This is a genomic window from Flavobacterium sp. MEB061 (genome assembly GCF_000834715.1).
Classification (GTDB): domain Bacteria; phylum Bacteroidota; class Bacteroidia; order Flavobacteriales; family Flavobacteriaceae; genus Flavobacterium; species Flavobacterium pectinovorum.
In genome coordinates, this window is sequence record NZ_JXQR01000002.1 from 23,811 (window position 1) to 41,612 (window position 17,802).

The window sequence follows — 17,802 nt, forward strand, 5'->3', positions numbered from 1 at the left end:
ACTGAAATGATATATAACAAACCCGAACCAATGAAAATTAAACCATTTCTTTTATTTCTATTTTTATTTCTGGCGACGTTTACTTTCGCGCAAAACAGCCTGAAAGTGGTCAACACAGCTGCCGGACCCGGTGATAAAGCTAAGATTTTGATTGACTTGACAAATTCTGCTGAAGTTGTTGGAGCCGAATTTACTTTAACCATTCCACAAGGATTGATTGTCTCTGAAAAAGAAAGCAAAATCATCGAAAGCAGAAAAGGCGATCATGCCATTTATGTCAATATCGAAAAGAATAATCCGCAAAATTATCACTTTATAATTCTTTCGCTGACAAGCACTTCTTTAAAAGGAAACAGCGGTACTTTATTAGAAATTCCGATTGAGATTCCGTTAAATTATATCGAAGGACAAACGCACAGCCTGAGTCTTTCTGGCGTTGTTTTAAGTTCTAAAAATGCCGTAGATATTGGCTCAAACCATACCAACGGAATACTGACCATTGCAACGGCACAATTTCCTGATTTAACGATTTCGGGAATAACAGCAAACGAAACAAAAATTACTCCCGAAGGAAAAATTACTGTTTCATGGGGCGTTGATAATATTGGAGAAAAAATCGCTTCTGGCGGATGGATCGAGCATGTGAGTATTGTATCTGACGCAACCGGATTAGAATATAATCTGGGAACAGTTTCCTACAATGAAGATTTGGATAAAAAGAAATCTGTAAACCGAAATGCAACTTTTAATCTGCCTAAAGTTTTAGGAATTGACGGAAATGTAAAAGTAAAAATCAACCTGATTGCTAATACTTCTGTAAAAGAACCTGAAAGTTTAAAAGACAATAATAAGGTTACTGCAACGAGTTCTATTGTATTGGAAAAAGTATTATTTTTAACGTTGGACAAGAAAAGCATTGCAGAGAATTCAACAGAAGTTATTCGTGCCACATTAACCCAAAGTGGCGAAAGAAGTACAGATAAAACCTATGATATTGTAGCGTCTCAATTGAATCAATTGGGATTTGATACCACCGTAAAAATTGCAAAAGATCAATCGTCTGTTGTTTTTTATATTAAACCAATAGACAATACTGTAACAGACGGAAACAGAACCGTAAAACTGACCTTATCCGGAAATGATTACACAGCAGTTTCGGATAATATCGAAATTATTGATAACGAATTTTCGGTAATTACGTTAACGCCTTCAAAAGTTGCGGCTACAGATGGCGATGTGATTACGGTGACTTTAGAAAGTGATTTTGCGAAAACTACTGATACGAAATTCACGATTTCTGCCGATCAGAATTCACGTTGGATTGTTCCTGCGGAAATTGTACTTCCTGCGGGAAGCAAAATTGTTTCTTTCAATATAACAGTAAAAAACAATAAAGTTCCTGAAGCAACCGTAACTGGAAAGCTGACTTTAAGAGCCGAAGGTTTTCAGGCAGGAAATACAGAAGTTGTTTTAAAAAGTTCGAATGTTCCGGCTTTTGAACTGGAAATAAGTCCAACAACAATTTCAAAAGCCGATGGTGTTTATGCTACTTATGCGACAATCAAACGTTTAGACAAATCAGATATTGCGACAAATATTCGTTTAAAACCGAGTATTGCGAATGCATTGATTTTGCCGGATGTTATTGATTTTCCTGTCAATGTAAATCAGAAGAAATTTAACATTGGCGCGATAAACAACGGAATTGTCGATGGAACAAAAACGGTAAATGTTGCCGCCGAAGTGTTTATTGCATCTTGTAATTGTACCGTTCCTGCAGGAAGCGGTGGAAGTACAATTAGTAAAAACATCACCATTCTGGATAGTAATGGCCCAACTTTGATCCTGAAAGCAAATCCGTCTACGGTAAAAGCGGGAACAGAGAATGTTGCTAAAATTACAGTTGCCAGAAATACTGTTGATACGTCAAAAGCGATTTTAGTAAACCTGTCAAGCGATTCGCCAACCATTGTTACGATTCCTGCGACAGTAATAATTCCGGTTGGAAGTGAAAGCATAGAAGTGGCGATAAGCACCAAAATTGATGTGAACAAAAAGGGCGATCAAACGGTACGTTTAACTGCCGAAGCCGACAGTTTTGCATCTGGTTTTTCATGGATATTAGTTACCGATCAAAACAAACCTGATGCCGTAATCAATACCGTAAATACCGTAACTGAAGCAGGCGGTGGAGAAAATATCGAAATCGCAGCAACACTAACCAATCAGGGATTTGCTGTTTTAACTAAAGGATCAAAATTAGATTTTTACCTTTCTAAAGATAAGATGGTTAAAAACGGAACTCTTTTGGTAAGTACAATACTTGACAAAGATATTGAATCAGGAAAAAGCCTTGATTTAAAACAGTCGATAAAACTTCCGCAGCAGGCTGGAGATTATTTTGTAATTGTAACTGTTAATTCAGATCAAAAAGTAAATGAATTATCATATGCTAATAATGAAAATTTTGCTGCAATTGAGCTGCACGCCAGTTATTCTGCAACAGCAACAGTAGCAAAATCAGTGTATAAATCGGCGGAATTGGTTAATATTAGTGGATCTGCAAAAATGCTGAACAATTCTGTCGCAGCAAATAAAGAAATAGAAATCACCATTACAAACGGAAGTTTTGTTCGTTCGTTTATTGTAAAAACAAACGTTTCTGGAAATTTTGCTTACGATTTTGAACCTTTACAGGCCGAAAGCGGACATTATACTTTGAGCGCAGGATATCCCGGAACGTTTAATGCAACACAGGCGGAATTTGATATTATTGGTTTTGAATGGACAAATAAGCCTGACTATTTAAAATGGGATGTTGTGACCAAAACACTATATAAAGGAGAATTCAGATTAAAGAATAACAGTAAAACAACCTTAACCAATATAAAAGTTGATCTTCCTGCAGATGCCGGATTTACAGTAGAAACAAATCCTTTGACCTTATCTTCCGGAGAAGAATCTGTTTTAAGTTATACCATACTTGCTGAGAATCCTTCGGCAGAACAAAAATATTATCAGGTTAATTTTAATATTGTTTCAAATGAAGGAGCAATATTACCCGTTTTAGTATACTATCATGCGAAAGCTCAAACGCCTAAACTGGCGGTAAATCCGGTGAGCATCAATACCACGATGATTAAGGGGAGTTCTCGTTTTTATGAGTTTGCTGTTACAAATACAGGAGGTGTAGATGCCGAACAGGTAAAAGTTGATGTTCCGAATTTGGAATGGATGAAATTAAAAAGCCCATCTATTGTCGAAAAAATTGCACCAAACGAAGTTGTAAAAATAATACTAGAACTAGCACCAACAGACAAACAGCAATTAAACGTTCCGTTATCGGGCAATTTAGCGCTGAATCCTTCTAACGGTGGCGGAATAAGTATACCTTTTAAAATAGAAACTGTTTCAGCATCTACAGGTTCTTTATTGGTAGATGTTGTAGATGAATATACGTATAACACAGAAAATGCACCGCATGTTAAAGGAGCGAAAGTAGTAGTTCGTCATCCATTTTCGGGAGTTGTTTTAGCAGAAGGTATTACAGATGATAGTGGAGTTTTTCAAACATCCCAAATTCCTGAAGGTTATTATGCAGTTACCGTAACAGCAGATAAACACGATACATACCAAAATAATATAGTAGTTGATCCGGGTAAATTAACAACTCAAAAAGTATTTATTTCCTACCAGGCCGTTAGCTATGAATGGGTAGTAAAACCAACGGAAATTGAAGATGAGTACCAGTCTGATTTGGTGGTTAAATTTGAAACCAATGTACCAAAACCAGTAATTGTAATTGACATTGATAATCCGGTTCTAGATTTAAATGTCGGCGAAAGCAGAATGAGCTATGCTACCGTTACCAATCATGGATTGATAGCCCTATCAAATGTGACTTTTAATATAGACAGCCAGCAAGACTATAAGTTTAAGCCGATGATAGAAAGGCTTGACGTATTAAATGCTAAAACGACAATTATTGTTCCCATACTTATTACAAGAACAGCATCATCTTTAAAAATGGCAGCTAGCGAAAATTGTTCTTATAATTTAATAACAAAAGGTACTTATGTATGTGAAACAGAACAGGATTTGGCCGCATTTAAACCTTATTACAAATTGACCTGTTCAACCCCAAGTTCACCAGTTGCAGGTGGAATACCTAATTTTAACGGAGGCGGTTTTGGAGGATTAATTCCTATTGGAACGGCAATTGGAAACATAGTTACTTCGCTTCCTACTATTTGTACGAATCCATGTCTTACGTCAGTATTCGGAATGGTTATCGGTTGTGCTGGTGGACCTGTAGGAGCTGTTGCGGGATGTCTACTGGGTCTTGCGACTGTAAATGGAGAGGTATTCAATCAGATTGTTGCAGTTGCCGGATGTGTTCCGGATTTTATACCTTATGTGGGTTGTGTTGCAAGTATGGTAGCGACATTAAAAGCGTGTATTTATGATCCGATAGTATCTGGAAAAAAGGCAAAAAATAGTTTCCTGGAAACCATGTATAATGATTTTTATGTCATGGATAATGCGCAAGTTGCTTTAAGTAACAGGCTCAAGGCATACCTCGGTAATGATAAGATTTTACAAAGTTCTAATTTTCAGAATTTCATGAAAGAAGTTGCCTTGCACTTAGATGGTGAAAAAACATTTTCTACTGCAGATGTTGCAAGAATTAAAGCTAATCTTTCGGGTACCGATATAACAAATCAGGAAATTGATACTTTTTGCAACAGATGGAATAAAACTTTGGAAGCGTGGAATAAAAACATTAAGGTTCCTAATACAGAATATCCTCAAATCATCAACAAAAATGATATAGCAGAATACGACAGAATACGACAATTATTAGTAACTCTTGTTAGTACGAGAGGTTTTGAATCTGCTGAAAAAATGTACAATCAGGACATGACAGATTTAAAAGAATATATTGAAGAATTATCTTCTCAATCTTCTGTTTGTGCGAGCGTAACGGTAAAATTCTCTCAGAAAATTACCATGACCAGAGAAGCTTTTGAAGGAACGTTAACCATGAATAACGGAAGCGATGGCAATACAATTAAAGACATCAATTTAGATTTATTGATTAGAGATGAAGCTGGAAACGACATGACACATTTGTTTCAAATCAACAAAGATGCTTTCCTTAGCGGAACGGGAATTGTTGGTCCGCAAAGCAGTAAAGCTGGAACAGTGATTTTTATTCCAACAAAAGAAGCAGCACCAACGGTGGCTAAATCATATTCTTTTGGTGGTACATTATCATATACAGATCCAAATACAGGAGATAAGGTTACAGTACAATTGTTTCCGGTAACGCTGGAAGTAAACCCAAGTCCTGACTTAGTAATGCATTATTTTATGCAACGTGATATTTTGGGAGATGATCCTTTAACGGATAAAATCGAGCCAATTATTCCGGCAGAAATGGCTTTATTGATTAAAAATGAAGGCTACGGAATCGCTAAAAATGTCCAGGTAGAATCTGTTCAGCCAGAAATTATCGAAAACAAAAAAGGGCTTTTAATCGATTTTGAAATTGTTGGAAGCAACTTTAACAACGAACCAAAACAATTAGGTTTATTAAATGTTGATTTTGGAAATATTGAACCTCAGAAAAATGCTTTGGGACAATGGTGGTTCACAAGTTCATTGTTGGGTCATTTTGTAGAATACGATCTTCAAATCAAACATTTAAACAGTTACGGAAATAAAAATCTGAGCCTGATTAAAGCGTCCTATGTACACGAATTGATCAAAAGCGTAAAAGCGTATCAGGCAGGACATGATAATGTTGGTGATTTCTTAGTAAATGATATTACCGATACAAAAGATACGCCGGATGCTATTTATTATTCAAACGGAGAAAGCGATGAAGTCTATAAAGTAAACACAGGAACGGTTTCTAATGTGATTTCGCCAAGTCAGTTAACTACAACATTAACTATGAATTCATCTCAAACAGGATGGAATTACGGTAATCTTCCTGATCCTGCATCAGATCGATACAAACTATACAGAGTAGTTAGAATAAGTGATAATCTTGAATTACCGCTGGAAAATTTCTGGCAGACATTTGTAACGTTAAAAGACGGATTAGAACCTAAATACGAGAACAATCTTCATTTTCTTGATAAAATATCAGGATTAGAGAAATATACGCTTTATTATACGCCGATAAACACAAATGTCCCAAAGGTAATTTCGTTTGGAAATGTGCCTTCAACAACAACAAAAGCGCTGGAATCTGTCCAGGTAAACTTTAACAAGGCGATAAACCCGAGTACGTTTACATCTCAAAATATCACTTTAATTCACCAGGGCAAAAAACTAGATTTTGATGATAGTTTAATTGGAAAAATTAACGATTCTACTTTTGTTTTAAATACCAAAACAATTGCAATTGCGTCTGGTTATTATGAATTAACGGTGCAATGTGCCGGTATAAAAGATCCGGAAGGAAATGAAGGAACGGAAGGAAAAAGTATTTCGTGGATTCAGATTATTGGCGAACTGGGAATTGTTCAGTTTAAAAACGATCAAACACAATCACTGGCCGTAAATAGTGTCGGAATTTTGTTTAATAAATTGGTTAAACCAACACAGTTTACAAAAGATAAACTGAAATTAAACGGAAATGCAGTAGATAATATTTCAATTGTAACCGATGATAATCTCAAATATACCATTGTTGGATTAAGCGAATACAACAGAGAAAACGGCAATTATGAATTAACTGTTGATTTGCCATCTATAAAAGCAGAAGACAATACGGTTGGATTAATTGTTCAGTCTCAAAAATGGAAAGTAGATATTCTGCTTCCGGAAGTTAAGACTTTTACGCCGCAATATCAAGGCGCTGTAAACAGCCAGAACGTAACCGAAATGATTGTCACTTTAAACAAACCCATAAATACTTTTGATAAAAACTGGGTGAGCTTATTTAAAGGAAGTGTCAACCAAAACGCAAATGTAAGCGTAACCAAGCAAGACGAGTTGCATTATATAATTTCTGGTTTGGGAGAATATACACAAACGGCAGGAGGTTATAAAATCGAAATCGGCCAGTCAAACTTTGTGGATCTTTCTGGGAATTTCGGAAACGGAACGTCAAGTACAAATTGGACTGTGAAATTTGATAAACCGCTTGCGCCGATCAACCTTCGCGTAACGCCGGACAGAGGAATTTCTGCATCTGATAACATTACATCCGGCAACGATTTACAAATTGCGCTTACCACAATAGAAAACAAACAAAATGTCGAATTGTATGTCATAACGCCTCAAAGCAGAATTTTAGTAAGCAAACAATATTTAGGAACGACAAAAGAAATATTTGTTCCGATAAAAGGATATTTTGGCAAAAACACCTTTGAAGCTATTGCGTATGACGAAATCGGTAACGCAAGCGATGCCGTTCGTATAGAAACATATCTTGATAACGTTGATCTTGGCGCTACAATTTCGCATTTAAGTTTAAATAATAGCTGTTCAGAAACAGATGCACTAGCAGTAATATTCGACAATGAAATTACAACTTCGGCATTTACAAAAGACGCCTTAATGGTTAAAGAAGGCGGAATTGCTGTTTCGAACGAAAAACTGACGCTGACTAAAATTTCAGATAAAGAATTTGAAATTTCCGGAATCGAAAAACTAAACGGCGATCACACTTTCGGAATTGATTTGTCAAAACTGAACAAAAAATCGAGCGGTCTGCCAGGAAAAGGAATTGTTTTGGCGAGCGTTGAAAGTTCTGCTGTAATTTCGGCAACAATAATTGGAGACCTGATTATTAATGAGGCAAATTCGATTACGACTTATACGGCAACGCAGAACATGATAGAATACCAATGGAATGTAACCGGTGGTGAAATTGTTGACCAAAAAGAAAATACGGTAACCATAAAATGGAATGAAAAAGGAATGCAGAATCTGTCACTTTCTTATTCGACATCGGCATCGTGCAGCAAAACGACTACTTTAGAAGTAAAAGTAGATGCAACATTAGGCGTAGATATTCCGGTAACGGGCAAAAATGGTTTAATTATGTCCCCGGTTCCAAATAATGGGAACTTTACTCTAACATTGCCAGATGGTGAAGGTTTTTTTGCATTAACCGTATATGATATAAATGGGCGAGCTGTCTACCAACAGGATAAGGTACAACTTTCGGATACAAAAAGTATTGTTTATACAAACTTACGTTCAGCAGGGATGTATTATTTGATCATCCATAACAGTGAGAAAACTTATAAAGTTAAATTCATGATCAAGTAGAAATGAAAAAAATATGTTTATAACCCGCCCAAAAAAGGTAATGTTTCAGTTTAGTGATATGAGGTTTTCAGTTGAATATTGTCTGGATGATAAAATTGAAAAAATTCGGACTCACCATACTTAAGGACGGCAAGTTAACATAACATTTTTTCATGGTATTCGCTCTTAGTAAAGGTTGGTTTGAAAATCAAAAAGCGCCTGTTTCAATGAAATGGGCGCTTTTCTTGTCATGTTTTTGCAGGTTAAATTTTAAGTCCGATGAAAGTTGATTTTTATTTGAATATCGATATGCTTTCTCCTAAATTTTCTCTGGCAATAAATGATGTAATAAATTCCTTTACTTCTTGGGCTGTTCCTGGCTCAATATCAAATGAGTTGATATGAAATTCATCATCATGATCTGAAATGTGTATGATTTCTGTGTAGCCCCTAGAAATTAAACTTCCTTTTAATTTTATGATATTTGACTGCTGCCTGACATCCAGTTCTTTTCGAACTTTTAACTTCATCCCCTTCTCCATTGTAATTAATTAAATATGACGCTAATTCTCTATCAAATGTAAGAAAAATATTTGTATTATTTAATAAAATTTGAACTTTCCATCTCTATTACTAAGTATTATTGTTTGTATAAAACAATATAAAAAACAGGAATAACATTACTATTTATCGAGAATTGATGACATAAAAAAAGCTCTATATTATGGGCTTCAAAGTAAGAGGCATAAAATTTAATATTAAAACTTTTTAAAATTTATAGAAATTTGTCCCGTCAAGGTCACCCTACGGGACATGAAAACAGTAAATGCTTACAGAAAAAAAGCGCTTCAAAATAATAAAAAAAAGTCATAAAAAAGTCCATTTTATTAAATGGACTTGAGGGTAATAAAAGTTTATATGCTAATTTCACTTCCAGGAAATTAGTTTTGTACTATTAAATAATATAAAATGCTTTTAAAGTACATAAGATACAGATTCAAAGATTATTACTAAGGGCAGAAAAGATACTTGAAGTTTGTGGCAGAATCGGGTGTTTTGAAAAATAGAAACTAAGCAAAATCAGTACCTAAGAATTTAGGTTCGAAACTTTATAGGTTTAAAACAGCAGGTCTCTCCCGTCTACCACTTCTATGTATGTTTTTGGGCACTTTGCGGTGGTTAAAAATATAATCACCGCAAAAATGCGGTTTAAATTTAAAATAATCACCGCAAATATTGTAAATGCGGTAAATAAACAATAAATTTACCGCAAAATTGCGGTGAATATGTACATGCATCAAAAAAAAGAATGGCCAGTTTTTAAATGGAATTCAGAAGAAATTACAGTCATACTAGGAAAAGTCAGATATCGCCAAGGAAAAATCCTTGGACAGATGAAAGCACTTGGTTTTAAACTTCAGGAAGAGACTATGCTGCAAACACTAACTTTGGATGTTATAAAGTCAAGCGAAATAGAGGGTAAATTGTTAAATCATGATCAAGTACGTTCATCAATTGCTAGAAGATTAGGAATTGATATCGCTGGTACCATCAAGGCTGAACGAGATGTTGAAGGTGTTGTTGAGATGATGCTTGATGCAACTCAAAACTATTCAAACGATTTAACAGCAGATAGAATTTTTGGCTGGCATGCTTCACTTTTTCCAACAGGAAGGAGTGGTATGTATAAAATCATCGTTGGGGATTGGCGTAAAGATATTATGCAGGTTACTTCAGGTCCTATGGGCAGAGAGATAGTCCATTTCGAAGCGCCATTACCTGACATAGTTGATCAAGAAATGCAGGGATTTTTAAAATGGTTAAATAGTAGAACTGAAATTGATCCAGTTTTAAAAGCTGCAATTGGCCATTTATGGTTTGTTACAATACATCCTTTTGATGATGGAAACGGAAGAATAGCTAGAGCAGTCGCAGATATGCTTCTGGCTCGAGCAGATCAAAGTAGACGGCGGTTTTATTCAATGTCTGCACAAATTCAAAAAGAAAGAAACGAATATTATAACATTCTTGAATCAACACAAAAAGGAGATCTGGATATTACCCCCTGGCTGGATTGGTTTTTAAATTGCTTATTTCGTTCAATGGAAAGCACAGATATTACAATTGAGAAAATACTAGAGCGAGGACAGTTCTGGGAATCTCATAGAGATAAAACTTTTAACGTCCGTCAGCAAAAAATGCTGCAGGCTCTTTTAGATTCATTCTTTGGAAATCTAAATGTATCTAAATGGGCAAAAATGACAAAAACGTCAACAGATACTGCTTTAAGGGATATCAAAGATCTAATAGAAAAGGACATTTTAATACAAGAGGGAGCTGGAAGAAATACCAGCTATAAATTAAAAAATCACAATTTTTAATCGATATCAGAAACACAAAATTCAGCATTTTCATAGCAACACTTATTTTTATCCATCTTTATTTGGATAAAACACTTAATTTCGACTTTTAAAATATAAATTATAACACTCATTTTAAACAAGTTAAGCCAAATACGTAAACTAAAAGATTTAAAAAATGTTATTTTGAGTTTCGTGGCAAAATCATGGCACACCAATATTGGAAGGGATACCTTTTTTACCACAAAAAGTTAAGGCAGTTTTAAACGTCATTTAACATTATAAAGTTTTGTGGCAATATCGTGGCACAAAGTACTTCGAAAAAGTAAAAATTGAGTATTGATGAGTGATATAACAGCTAGGTTCGAATCTGCAGTTCATCGCTAAAAAGTGATATTGTAAAAATAATTTACTGTAGTTTTTTTAATTTAAAAAGACCATTTAATAAATTGGTTGTCCTTGTAATTTAAATTGTGTCCGCAGTGCGGACATAATTGGATCTAAAATTATTCAGACAGGTATTTTCATCGTAGCTTATAACTATATGTCAGAAAGTTGAACAATTAGGTTCGAATATCATTTCTTCACTACTTCCATAATCCAGCTTTGTAGATACTAAATAGATATTACTATGAGGAGCTGTAGATATTATTTATATATAAAATCTACTTTTTTCCCTAATGCTATAACTACTTTTGATAAAATTAAACCATTATTCAGAACACTTTCAAATATTTTGAATAGTGGTTTTTATCAATGTCAAAATTTATAGATTATGAAATCAAGTCCGGAGTTAGGTACGTTTATACGAAAAAGCGCAGTATCAAAAGCATTTCTTTATTTTTCATATGTTATACTTGTTTTATTTACAGCAATAAGTCTGTTTATTTATTTTAAAGCAATTATACCTGTTAATAAAGGTACTATGAACTTTTCAGGAGATGTTAGTATACTATATTACTGTATCGTTTTTATTATGGCACTCGGCCTGATTATATTTACAACAGCAATTTATCTATCAAAAGGATCTGTTTTTTATTTATACCAAAATGCTATTGTTATAGAGAATAAAGGCAGTAAGGAAACTTTATATTTTAAGGATATTCAGGATGTTTATTTGTTTACTTCAGGCAAACGTATATTTGACATCAACAATGTTGCGGTTCGAAAAAATAATACAGCTCAGTGGCATCCCATTTCTGCAAGATATTCAGATATTTATAAAGTAATTGCCTTTGTACGATCAACACACCGCTTTGTTAATGTGCCCATACTTTTGAAAAAACTCGAAGAAGGTGAAAGCGTGACTTTTAATTATGTCGATTTTAAAGATTTGGCCATGAAACAATTTATGGTTTTAAATACCAATTCGTATTTAAACATAAAAACGAAAAAAATATTCTTATTTCAGGATAAATTAGTTTTTGATTCGCAGGTTATCTATTTTAAAGAAATTCACCATTTTTCTATTACTGATTTGACAAATCAAATACAGCTTATCAATAGTGATGACGAAACAGTGTTTAAAAAATCATACAATTCTGTTTTTAGCGGCGATACTTTTACAGCACTTTTGGATGGATTAATCAATAAGAATAAATAAAAACACTAATAAATCACTCCAAAACATCAATTGATTTATTAGGACTTAAAGAATTTAATTTTCCCTAGACGAACTTATTTCCACAATTAAACTCAGAACATACATGCTAATTTTCATTTATCAAATTATAACGAAGCCTTTACAAACCAAATCAATCATTGACGAAGTCTGTCCTGTCTGCGGCGATAAAGACACTATATATTTAACGCTGTACATGAGATATATTGCGATGGGAATACCGCTTTTTGGTATGGGCAGACGGACCGGCGTTGTTTGCACTAACTGCGCACATATTCTTAAAAGTCCAGATAGTTCAATATTCGCCAAAAAAAAATATTCCGCTAACGTAGCTCAGGCGATTAATGATATCAGGCACAATCATAAAAGAACCTTGTGGCAATTGGTCTATCCGTGGTCAATTTGGTTTGTTATGCCATTCCTGATTTTAATATTATGGGGAATTACTTCGATAAATAAAAAAAGAACCAGCGAAAAAGCAAAAGAATACAAAGCATTGCTAATGCATCCAAAACCGGGAGATATTTATAAATCAACATGGGTAGAAAATAGTATGTCCACAGGAGTATTGATAAAATTAATGCGTATCAATGGTGATACAATGTATATCGTTAAAACCAAGAAAAATATTCCGTTTAGTTTTTCTGAAGACGAATGGAATAAGCTTGAGACAGATCCCGGGTCATTTGAGGGTAAGGAATATAAAGTAAAGAAATTTTCGGCATTAAAGGAGGAAAATTATGGTGACTTTTTCATGTATAATAATGATGAAAACGGACGAGAATACCCTAAATATCTCGGCGCAGTACTTAATAGTGAATGCGAAATGGACCTTGACTTTGAAACTATATATCGCAAATAAATTTTCTGTTATTTAAGTAGACATTTGGAACTTCAATAACTTTGTCAAGAGAAATTGTACGCAGCAACATTGCAATTAATGGCAGCGGAGAATTAAACGGTGTCCTGAAGATCCATGAAAACCTGGAATAAAATTTTTAGACTTAGCATCTCACTGTTTAATCATCACGTGATTAAGTTTTTCAATAAAATTGCCAAATAACTTAATAATATCCGAATCAATTTCATCATTTAAAACATTACCACAGTCTTCACAGAGTATAGAATTAGTGTTCCTAAGATTCCTTTCTCAATTATATGCATATAGTGTTTAAATTTAATTTTAGATGAGAATTAAGTTTTTTCTTTGTCAGAGTTCTTTCCTCCATCACTTCATTATTAATCAGGCAATTTTTCATGATTTCTTAAATTCTATTAATTTTGGCTTACGAACATAAGACATTAAATAATAACGGAATTTGTGATTAAGAAATTTAAAATAGCTAAACTGTTTTCATTTAATTGGTAAATATTCTGGTTTAGACTGATTCAAATCATAGGAAGCTAGATCTCCCTCCTGTTGGCAAGATGAGTTTCAATCACTTTATACCTTACACACACTAAACATTATTTTAATACCTGTTTTTGATATCAAAATTTAAAATTCAAGGTTGAAAAAACCTGAAAATTTGTACTACCGATTTCAAGACAAAATTGTGGTATATCGGTTTTTAAAGAATTAGAAATCAGCACTTTCAAGGTTTATCTAACTACAGTTTGAATCTACGGCTTTCCACAAAAAAGTCCTAATGAAAATTAGGACTTTTTTTGACTAAAATTTAATGTTTGGATTTTTTCTAAAAAAATTAAAATAGGTAAAAAAAACTTTCAATTCTTACTTTTATCCGTATCTTTTAAAAATTTAATTAAACCTTTCATGTAGGTTTGCTGGTCATCATACATACTCATATGACTTCCTTTATCACAATACAAATACGTTCCGTTTTTCACCTGTGTCGCAATCCATTTCATGTGTTCCGGATTCATCGTATCATATTTTGCACCAATAGATAACGTTGGTACAGTAATTTTAGGAAGTTCTTTTGTAATATCCCATTTTTCGAGTTTTCCCGAAAGACCAAATTCACTTGGACCTTGCATGGTAACATACAGCGATTGGTTAATTTTACTAAAAGCGCGATTAACGGGTTCCGGCCAAAGGCTCGCATCTAAACGCAAAATATGTTTAGAATAAAAATTAGGTACAAGCAATTCCATATATTCAGGATTTTCAAAATCTTTGTTTTTTTCTATTTCTCTTATTCTGGCTAAAACCTTTGGGTCTAATTGTTTTGCCAGCACTTCTTTTGCATATTTATCATATTCTATAGCACTCATCATCATATTTGAAATGATCAGCCCTTTTATATTTTGTTGATATTTTAGCGCATATTGTGCTGCTAAAATTCCACCCCACGAATGACCCAATATATAAAAATTGTCCTTATCCAGTTTTAATGCCTGACGTACCTGCTCAATTTCTTCTACAAAACGTGGTAAATCCCATAGTGAAGGATCATTTGGATTGTCAGAATTACCGGTGCCTAACTGATCGTAATAAATAAACTCGATACCTTCTGCAGGCAAAAAACTTTCCATACATTCAAAATACTCGTGAGTTGCTCCCGGTCCTCCGTTAAGAAGCAATAACTTGATTTTCGGATTATGTCCAATTCTTTTTGTCCAGACATTGAACTTCCCTTTTGGTGTAGTAATTTGCACAACCTTTACACCACCCGTTCTAATACCCGAAGTGGTATCGGTCAGGTAAGTACTGGTGTTTTTATTTTCTAAGGTATTCTCTTTATTACATGCATTTAAAAAAAATGCAGCTAAGGCCAGTAAAAAAATGTTTTTGTAAGCGATCATGGGGATTGTTTTAATTTATTTATGTTTCTCTAAAAATTCTTAATTAATTTTAACCAAATGTTTTTCAATACTAGCTCTTTGAAACTCGTACTGCTCAGGAAGTTTTAAGTTTTGACCTAATTCTTCTAAGCTTTCATCTACTGTAAATCCGGGATTATCTGTTGCGATTTCAAATAAAACTCCGCCTGGTTCCCTAAAATACAGAGAGTAGAAATATTGTCTGTCAATCTGTGGCGTAATAGACAATCCGTAAGCTTCGATTTTTTCACGGAAGTGCATTAAAATTTCATCATTTTGCACCCGGAAAGCCACGTGATGTACAGATCCGTTTGCTACATGACCCTTTTTTTCGTCAGCCAATTCTACAAGGTCTACAATGGCCGCATTTTCTACAGCTTTTGTTGCATAACGGTAGCGGTTTACGTCCTGATTAATCAATTTATAACCAAATATTTCAGTTAAGATCGCAGCAGTTGCTTTTATACTGTTTAAAGTCAAAGTGATGTTATGGAATCCTCTTGTTGCCACATCTGCTTTTACTTCGTCTGTTTCCCAAGGTTTTCTGTTATCGTCTGTTTTAGATTCTATTAATTCTAATTTTAAACCATCCGGATCTAAGAAAGTCAGGTATTTTTCGCCGAATTTTTCAGCTGGTTTGTTATAGATTACATTGTATTTTTCAAAACGTTCCTGCCAGAAATCTAGACTTCCTTTTGGAACAGAATATCCAATTTCAGTTGCCATTCCGGATCCTTTTCTTCCCTGCTGAATTCCTTCTCCCCAAGGGAAAAAAGTTAAGATTGTTCCCGCGCTTCCCACTTCATCGCCAAAATAGAAATGGTACGTTTTCGGATCGTCAAAATTCACGGTTTTTTTGATGAATCTTAATCCTAATACATTGGAGTAAAAATTGAAATTACGTTTAGCGTCGCCTGCAATTGCAGTGATATGGTGTATACCTAAAATTTGATTTTCCATGGTATTTATATTTAAGTTGTTTTTGATTTTCTTCTACAAATTTACTTTCCTCTTTCTGCCCATCCATTAATCTGGATTAAGAAATAAAAATTGTTTTTCCTATGTATTACCGTCAAATAATAATGTTCATTTGAAAAAAACTTTTAAATCCAGAATTAGTTTTAGTATTTTACTTTTTTGAAAGAAGCGCTTCTAAATCTTTAATTTGCTGTTCAAGATCTGTAATATGTTTTTTTTGAAGATCAAATACTTCCTTGATTTCCGCAACTGTATAGCGCTGCGTGATGTGCTGCGGACAATTCCAGTCATAGGCTTTAATTTTAAAAACCATCATTTGTTCCGGCTTAAACTTATAATCTTCGGGTTTGAGTTTTTCATATAATGCATTGTTTCCTTCAACATCTAAGATTTGGGCTTCTGCATAAATTTTTAAGCGTGCCCTTTGCGGATAAGAAACCATGATAATGGCAACTTTAGGATTTTTTGAAATATTTCCTGCCGAAATATATTGGCGATTTCCAACAAAATCTACAATTCCGATCGTATTTGCATCTATAATTTTTACAAAACCCTGTGGCCCGCCCCGATGTTGTATGTATGGAAATTCATTTTCTCCATAAGAAGCCATATAAAAGCTGTCCTGACTTTCTATAAATGCCATTTCCTGTTCTGTCAGACCATCTGTATAGGACATTTTTTCCATTCTGGCATAACTGTTCCGGCTTCCTTTTTTTTCCTGAATTTCTTTTATGGCGTCGCTAAAAGCTAGTTCTTGATAATTCATCGCAAATTTATTATTACATTAAAGTTCCTGAATCTGTCTGACCATTTGATTTGTAAATCCTCATTCATTATCGTACCAGGCCATAACTTTTACTAAATCTCCATCTACGACTCTTGTCATTTCAAGATCTACAGTTGCGGCATAGGTGCTTTTAATTATGTCGCTCGAAACCAATTGTTCGTGACTAACCTCAACGACTTTGTTGTAACGTGGCGTTTGAGCTTCTTCGGTTAAAATTGCATTAATTTCTTCTATTGTAGTTGCTCTTTGCGTTACAAAAGTAATATCAGATATTGACCCAATTGGTACCGGTACACGCACGGCAATACCATCAAATTTGCCAACAAATTCAGGTAATGCTTTTGTAACAGCTACAGCTGCACCAGTAGCAGCAGGTGCTGAATTAAGTCCGGCTGCACGTCCCATTCTGGGTTCCTTTTTAGAGGGAGCATCGACTAAAGTCTGAGAGGCCGTATAAGCATGTGTCGTATTTAAAATTGCCTTTTTTATACCAATACGTCTTCCCAGTATTTCTATAATCGGGCCAATATTATTAGTGGTACAGCTTCCGCAGGAAAAGATTTCTATTTTACCTTCATCTGTATTTACACCATGTACAATTGTGGGAGTATCTTTTGTAGGACCTGAAATAACCACAAATTTAGCGCCCGCCTTCAAATGTTTTTCTGCATCTGGTTTATTGGTAAAAAAACCAGTACTTTCAATTACAACATCAACACCGAGTGATTTCCACGGAAGTTCTGACGGATCCTTAATTGTTGTGTATTTAATTGCCTTTCCTTCAATGAAAATAGTATCCTCTCTAAACGATACTTCCTTTTCATATTTTCCGTAAATACTGTCCCTTTGCAGTAAAAAAACAGCATTTTCAATACTCATTAGATCATTAATCCCTACGACTTCCTGTCCGGGTGTATCGGTAATAATTTTCAACGCGGCTCTGCCTATGCGGCCAAAACCATTAATTGCAATTCTTTTCATCTGATAGTGTATTTAAT

At 34.3% G+C, this 17,802-nt stretch carries 9 protein-coding genes; 4 read left to right on the plus strand and 5 right to left on the minus strand.

All coding sequences use genetic code 11. The annotated features are described in order from the left end of the window. Positions 1-6 precede the first annotated feature (6 nt). Positions 7-8,292, plus strand: a complete 8,286-nt coding sequence (locus RT99_RS00180; protein ID WP_042562710.1) for a T9SS type A sorting domain-containing protein — start codon at positions 7-9, stop codon at positions 8,290-8,292. Positions 8,293-8,564: 272 nt separating this feature from the next. Here the strand turns inward: RT99_RS00180 and RT99_RS00185 are convergent, their stop codons facing one another. Next, entirely contained in the window at positions 8,565-8,813 is a 249-nt protein-coding gene (locus tag RT99_RS00185) for a hypothetical protein (protein ID WP_042562711.1), read from the minus strand. Positions 8,814-9,557: 744 nt separating this feature from the next. Here RT99_RS00185 and RT99_RS00190 point away from each other — a divergent pair. The 3 genes from RT99_RS00190 (at position 9,558) to RT99_RS00205 (ending at position 13,114) form a co-directional block, all read left to right on the plus strand. Then, complete coding sequence (locus tag RT99_RS00190) at positions 9,558-10,652, plus strand: Fic family protein (protein WP_042562712.1); 1,095 nt, start codon at positions 9,558-9,560, stop codon at positions 10,650-10,652. 754 nt (positions 10,653-11,406) lie between these two features. After that, positions 11,407-12,234: a DUF6585 family protein gene (locus RT99_RS00200; RefSeq protein WP_042562714.1), complete on the plus strand. Its 828-nt coding sequence runs from the start codon at positions 11,407-11,409 to the stop codon at positions 12,232-12,234. 103 nt (positions 12,235-12,337) lie between these two features. After that, positions 12,338-13,114 (plus strand): hypothetical protein, encoded by a 777-nt coding sequence (locus RT99_RS00205; protein ID WP_131494884.1) that lies wholly within the window; start codon positions 12,338-12,340, stop codon positions 13,112-13,114. Positions 13,115-13,980: 866 nt separating this feature from the next. On the opposite strand, the gene RT99_RS00210 is transcribed toward RT99_RS00205, so the two are convergent. From RT99_RS00210 to RT99_RS00225, 4 genes are all read right to left on the minus strand, one after another. Next, positions 13,981-15,021, minus strand: a complete 1,041-nt coding sequence (locus RT99_RS00210; RefSeq protein ID WP_042562716.1) for a proline iminopeptidase-family hydrolase — start codon at positions 15,019-15,021, stop codon at positions 13,981-13,983. A 39-nt stretch (positions 15,022-15,060) separates the two neighbouring features. Further along, positions 15,061-15,999, minus strand: a complete 939-nt coding sequence (locus RT99_RS00215) for a ring-cleaving dioxygenase (protein WP_042562717.1) — start codon at positions 15,997-15,999, stop codon at positions 15,061-15,063. A gap of 169 nt (positions 16,000-16,168) precedes the next feature. Continuing rightward, a complete protein-coding gene (locus tag RT99_RS00220) occupies positions 16,169-16,783 on the minus strand; it encodes a pyridoxamine 5'-phosphate oxidase family protein (protein WP_042562718.1) in 615 nt (204 codons plus the stop codon). Positions 16,784-16,843: 60 nt separating this feature from the next. After that, positions 16,844-17,785, minus strand: coding sequence for a type I glyceraldehyde-3-phosphate dehydrogenase (locus tag RT99_RS00225; protein ID WP_042562719.1), 942 nt, complete (start codon positions 17,783-17,785; stop codon positions 16,844-16,846). Positions 17,786-17,802 lie beyond the last annotated feature (17 nt).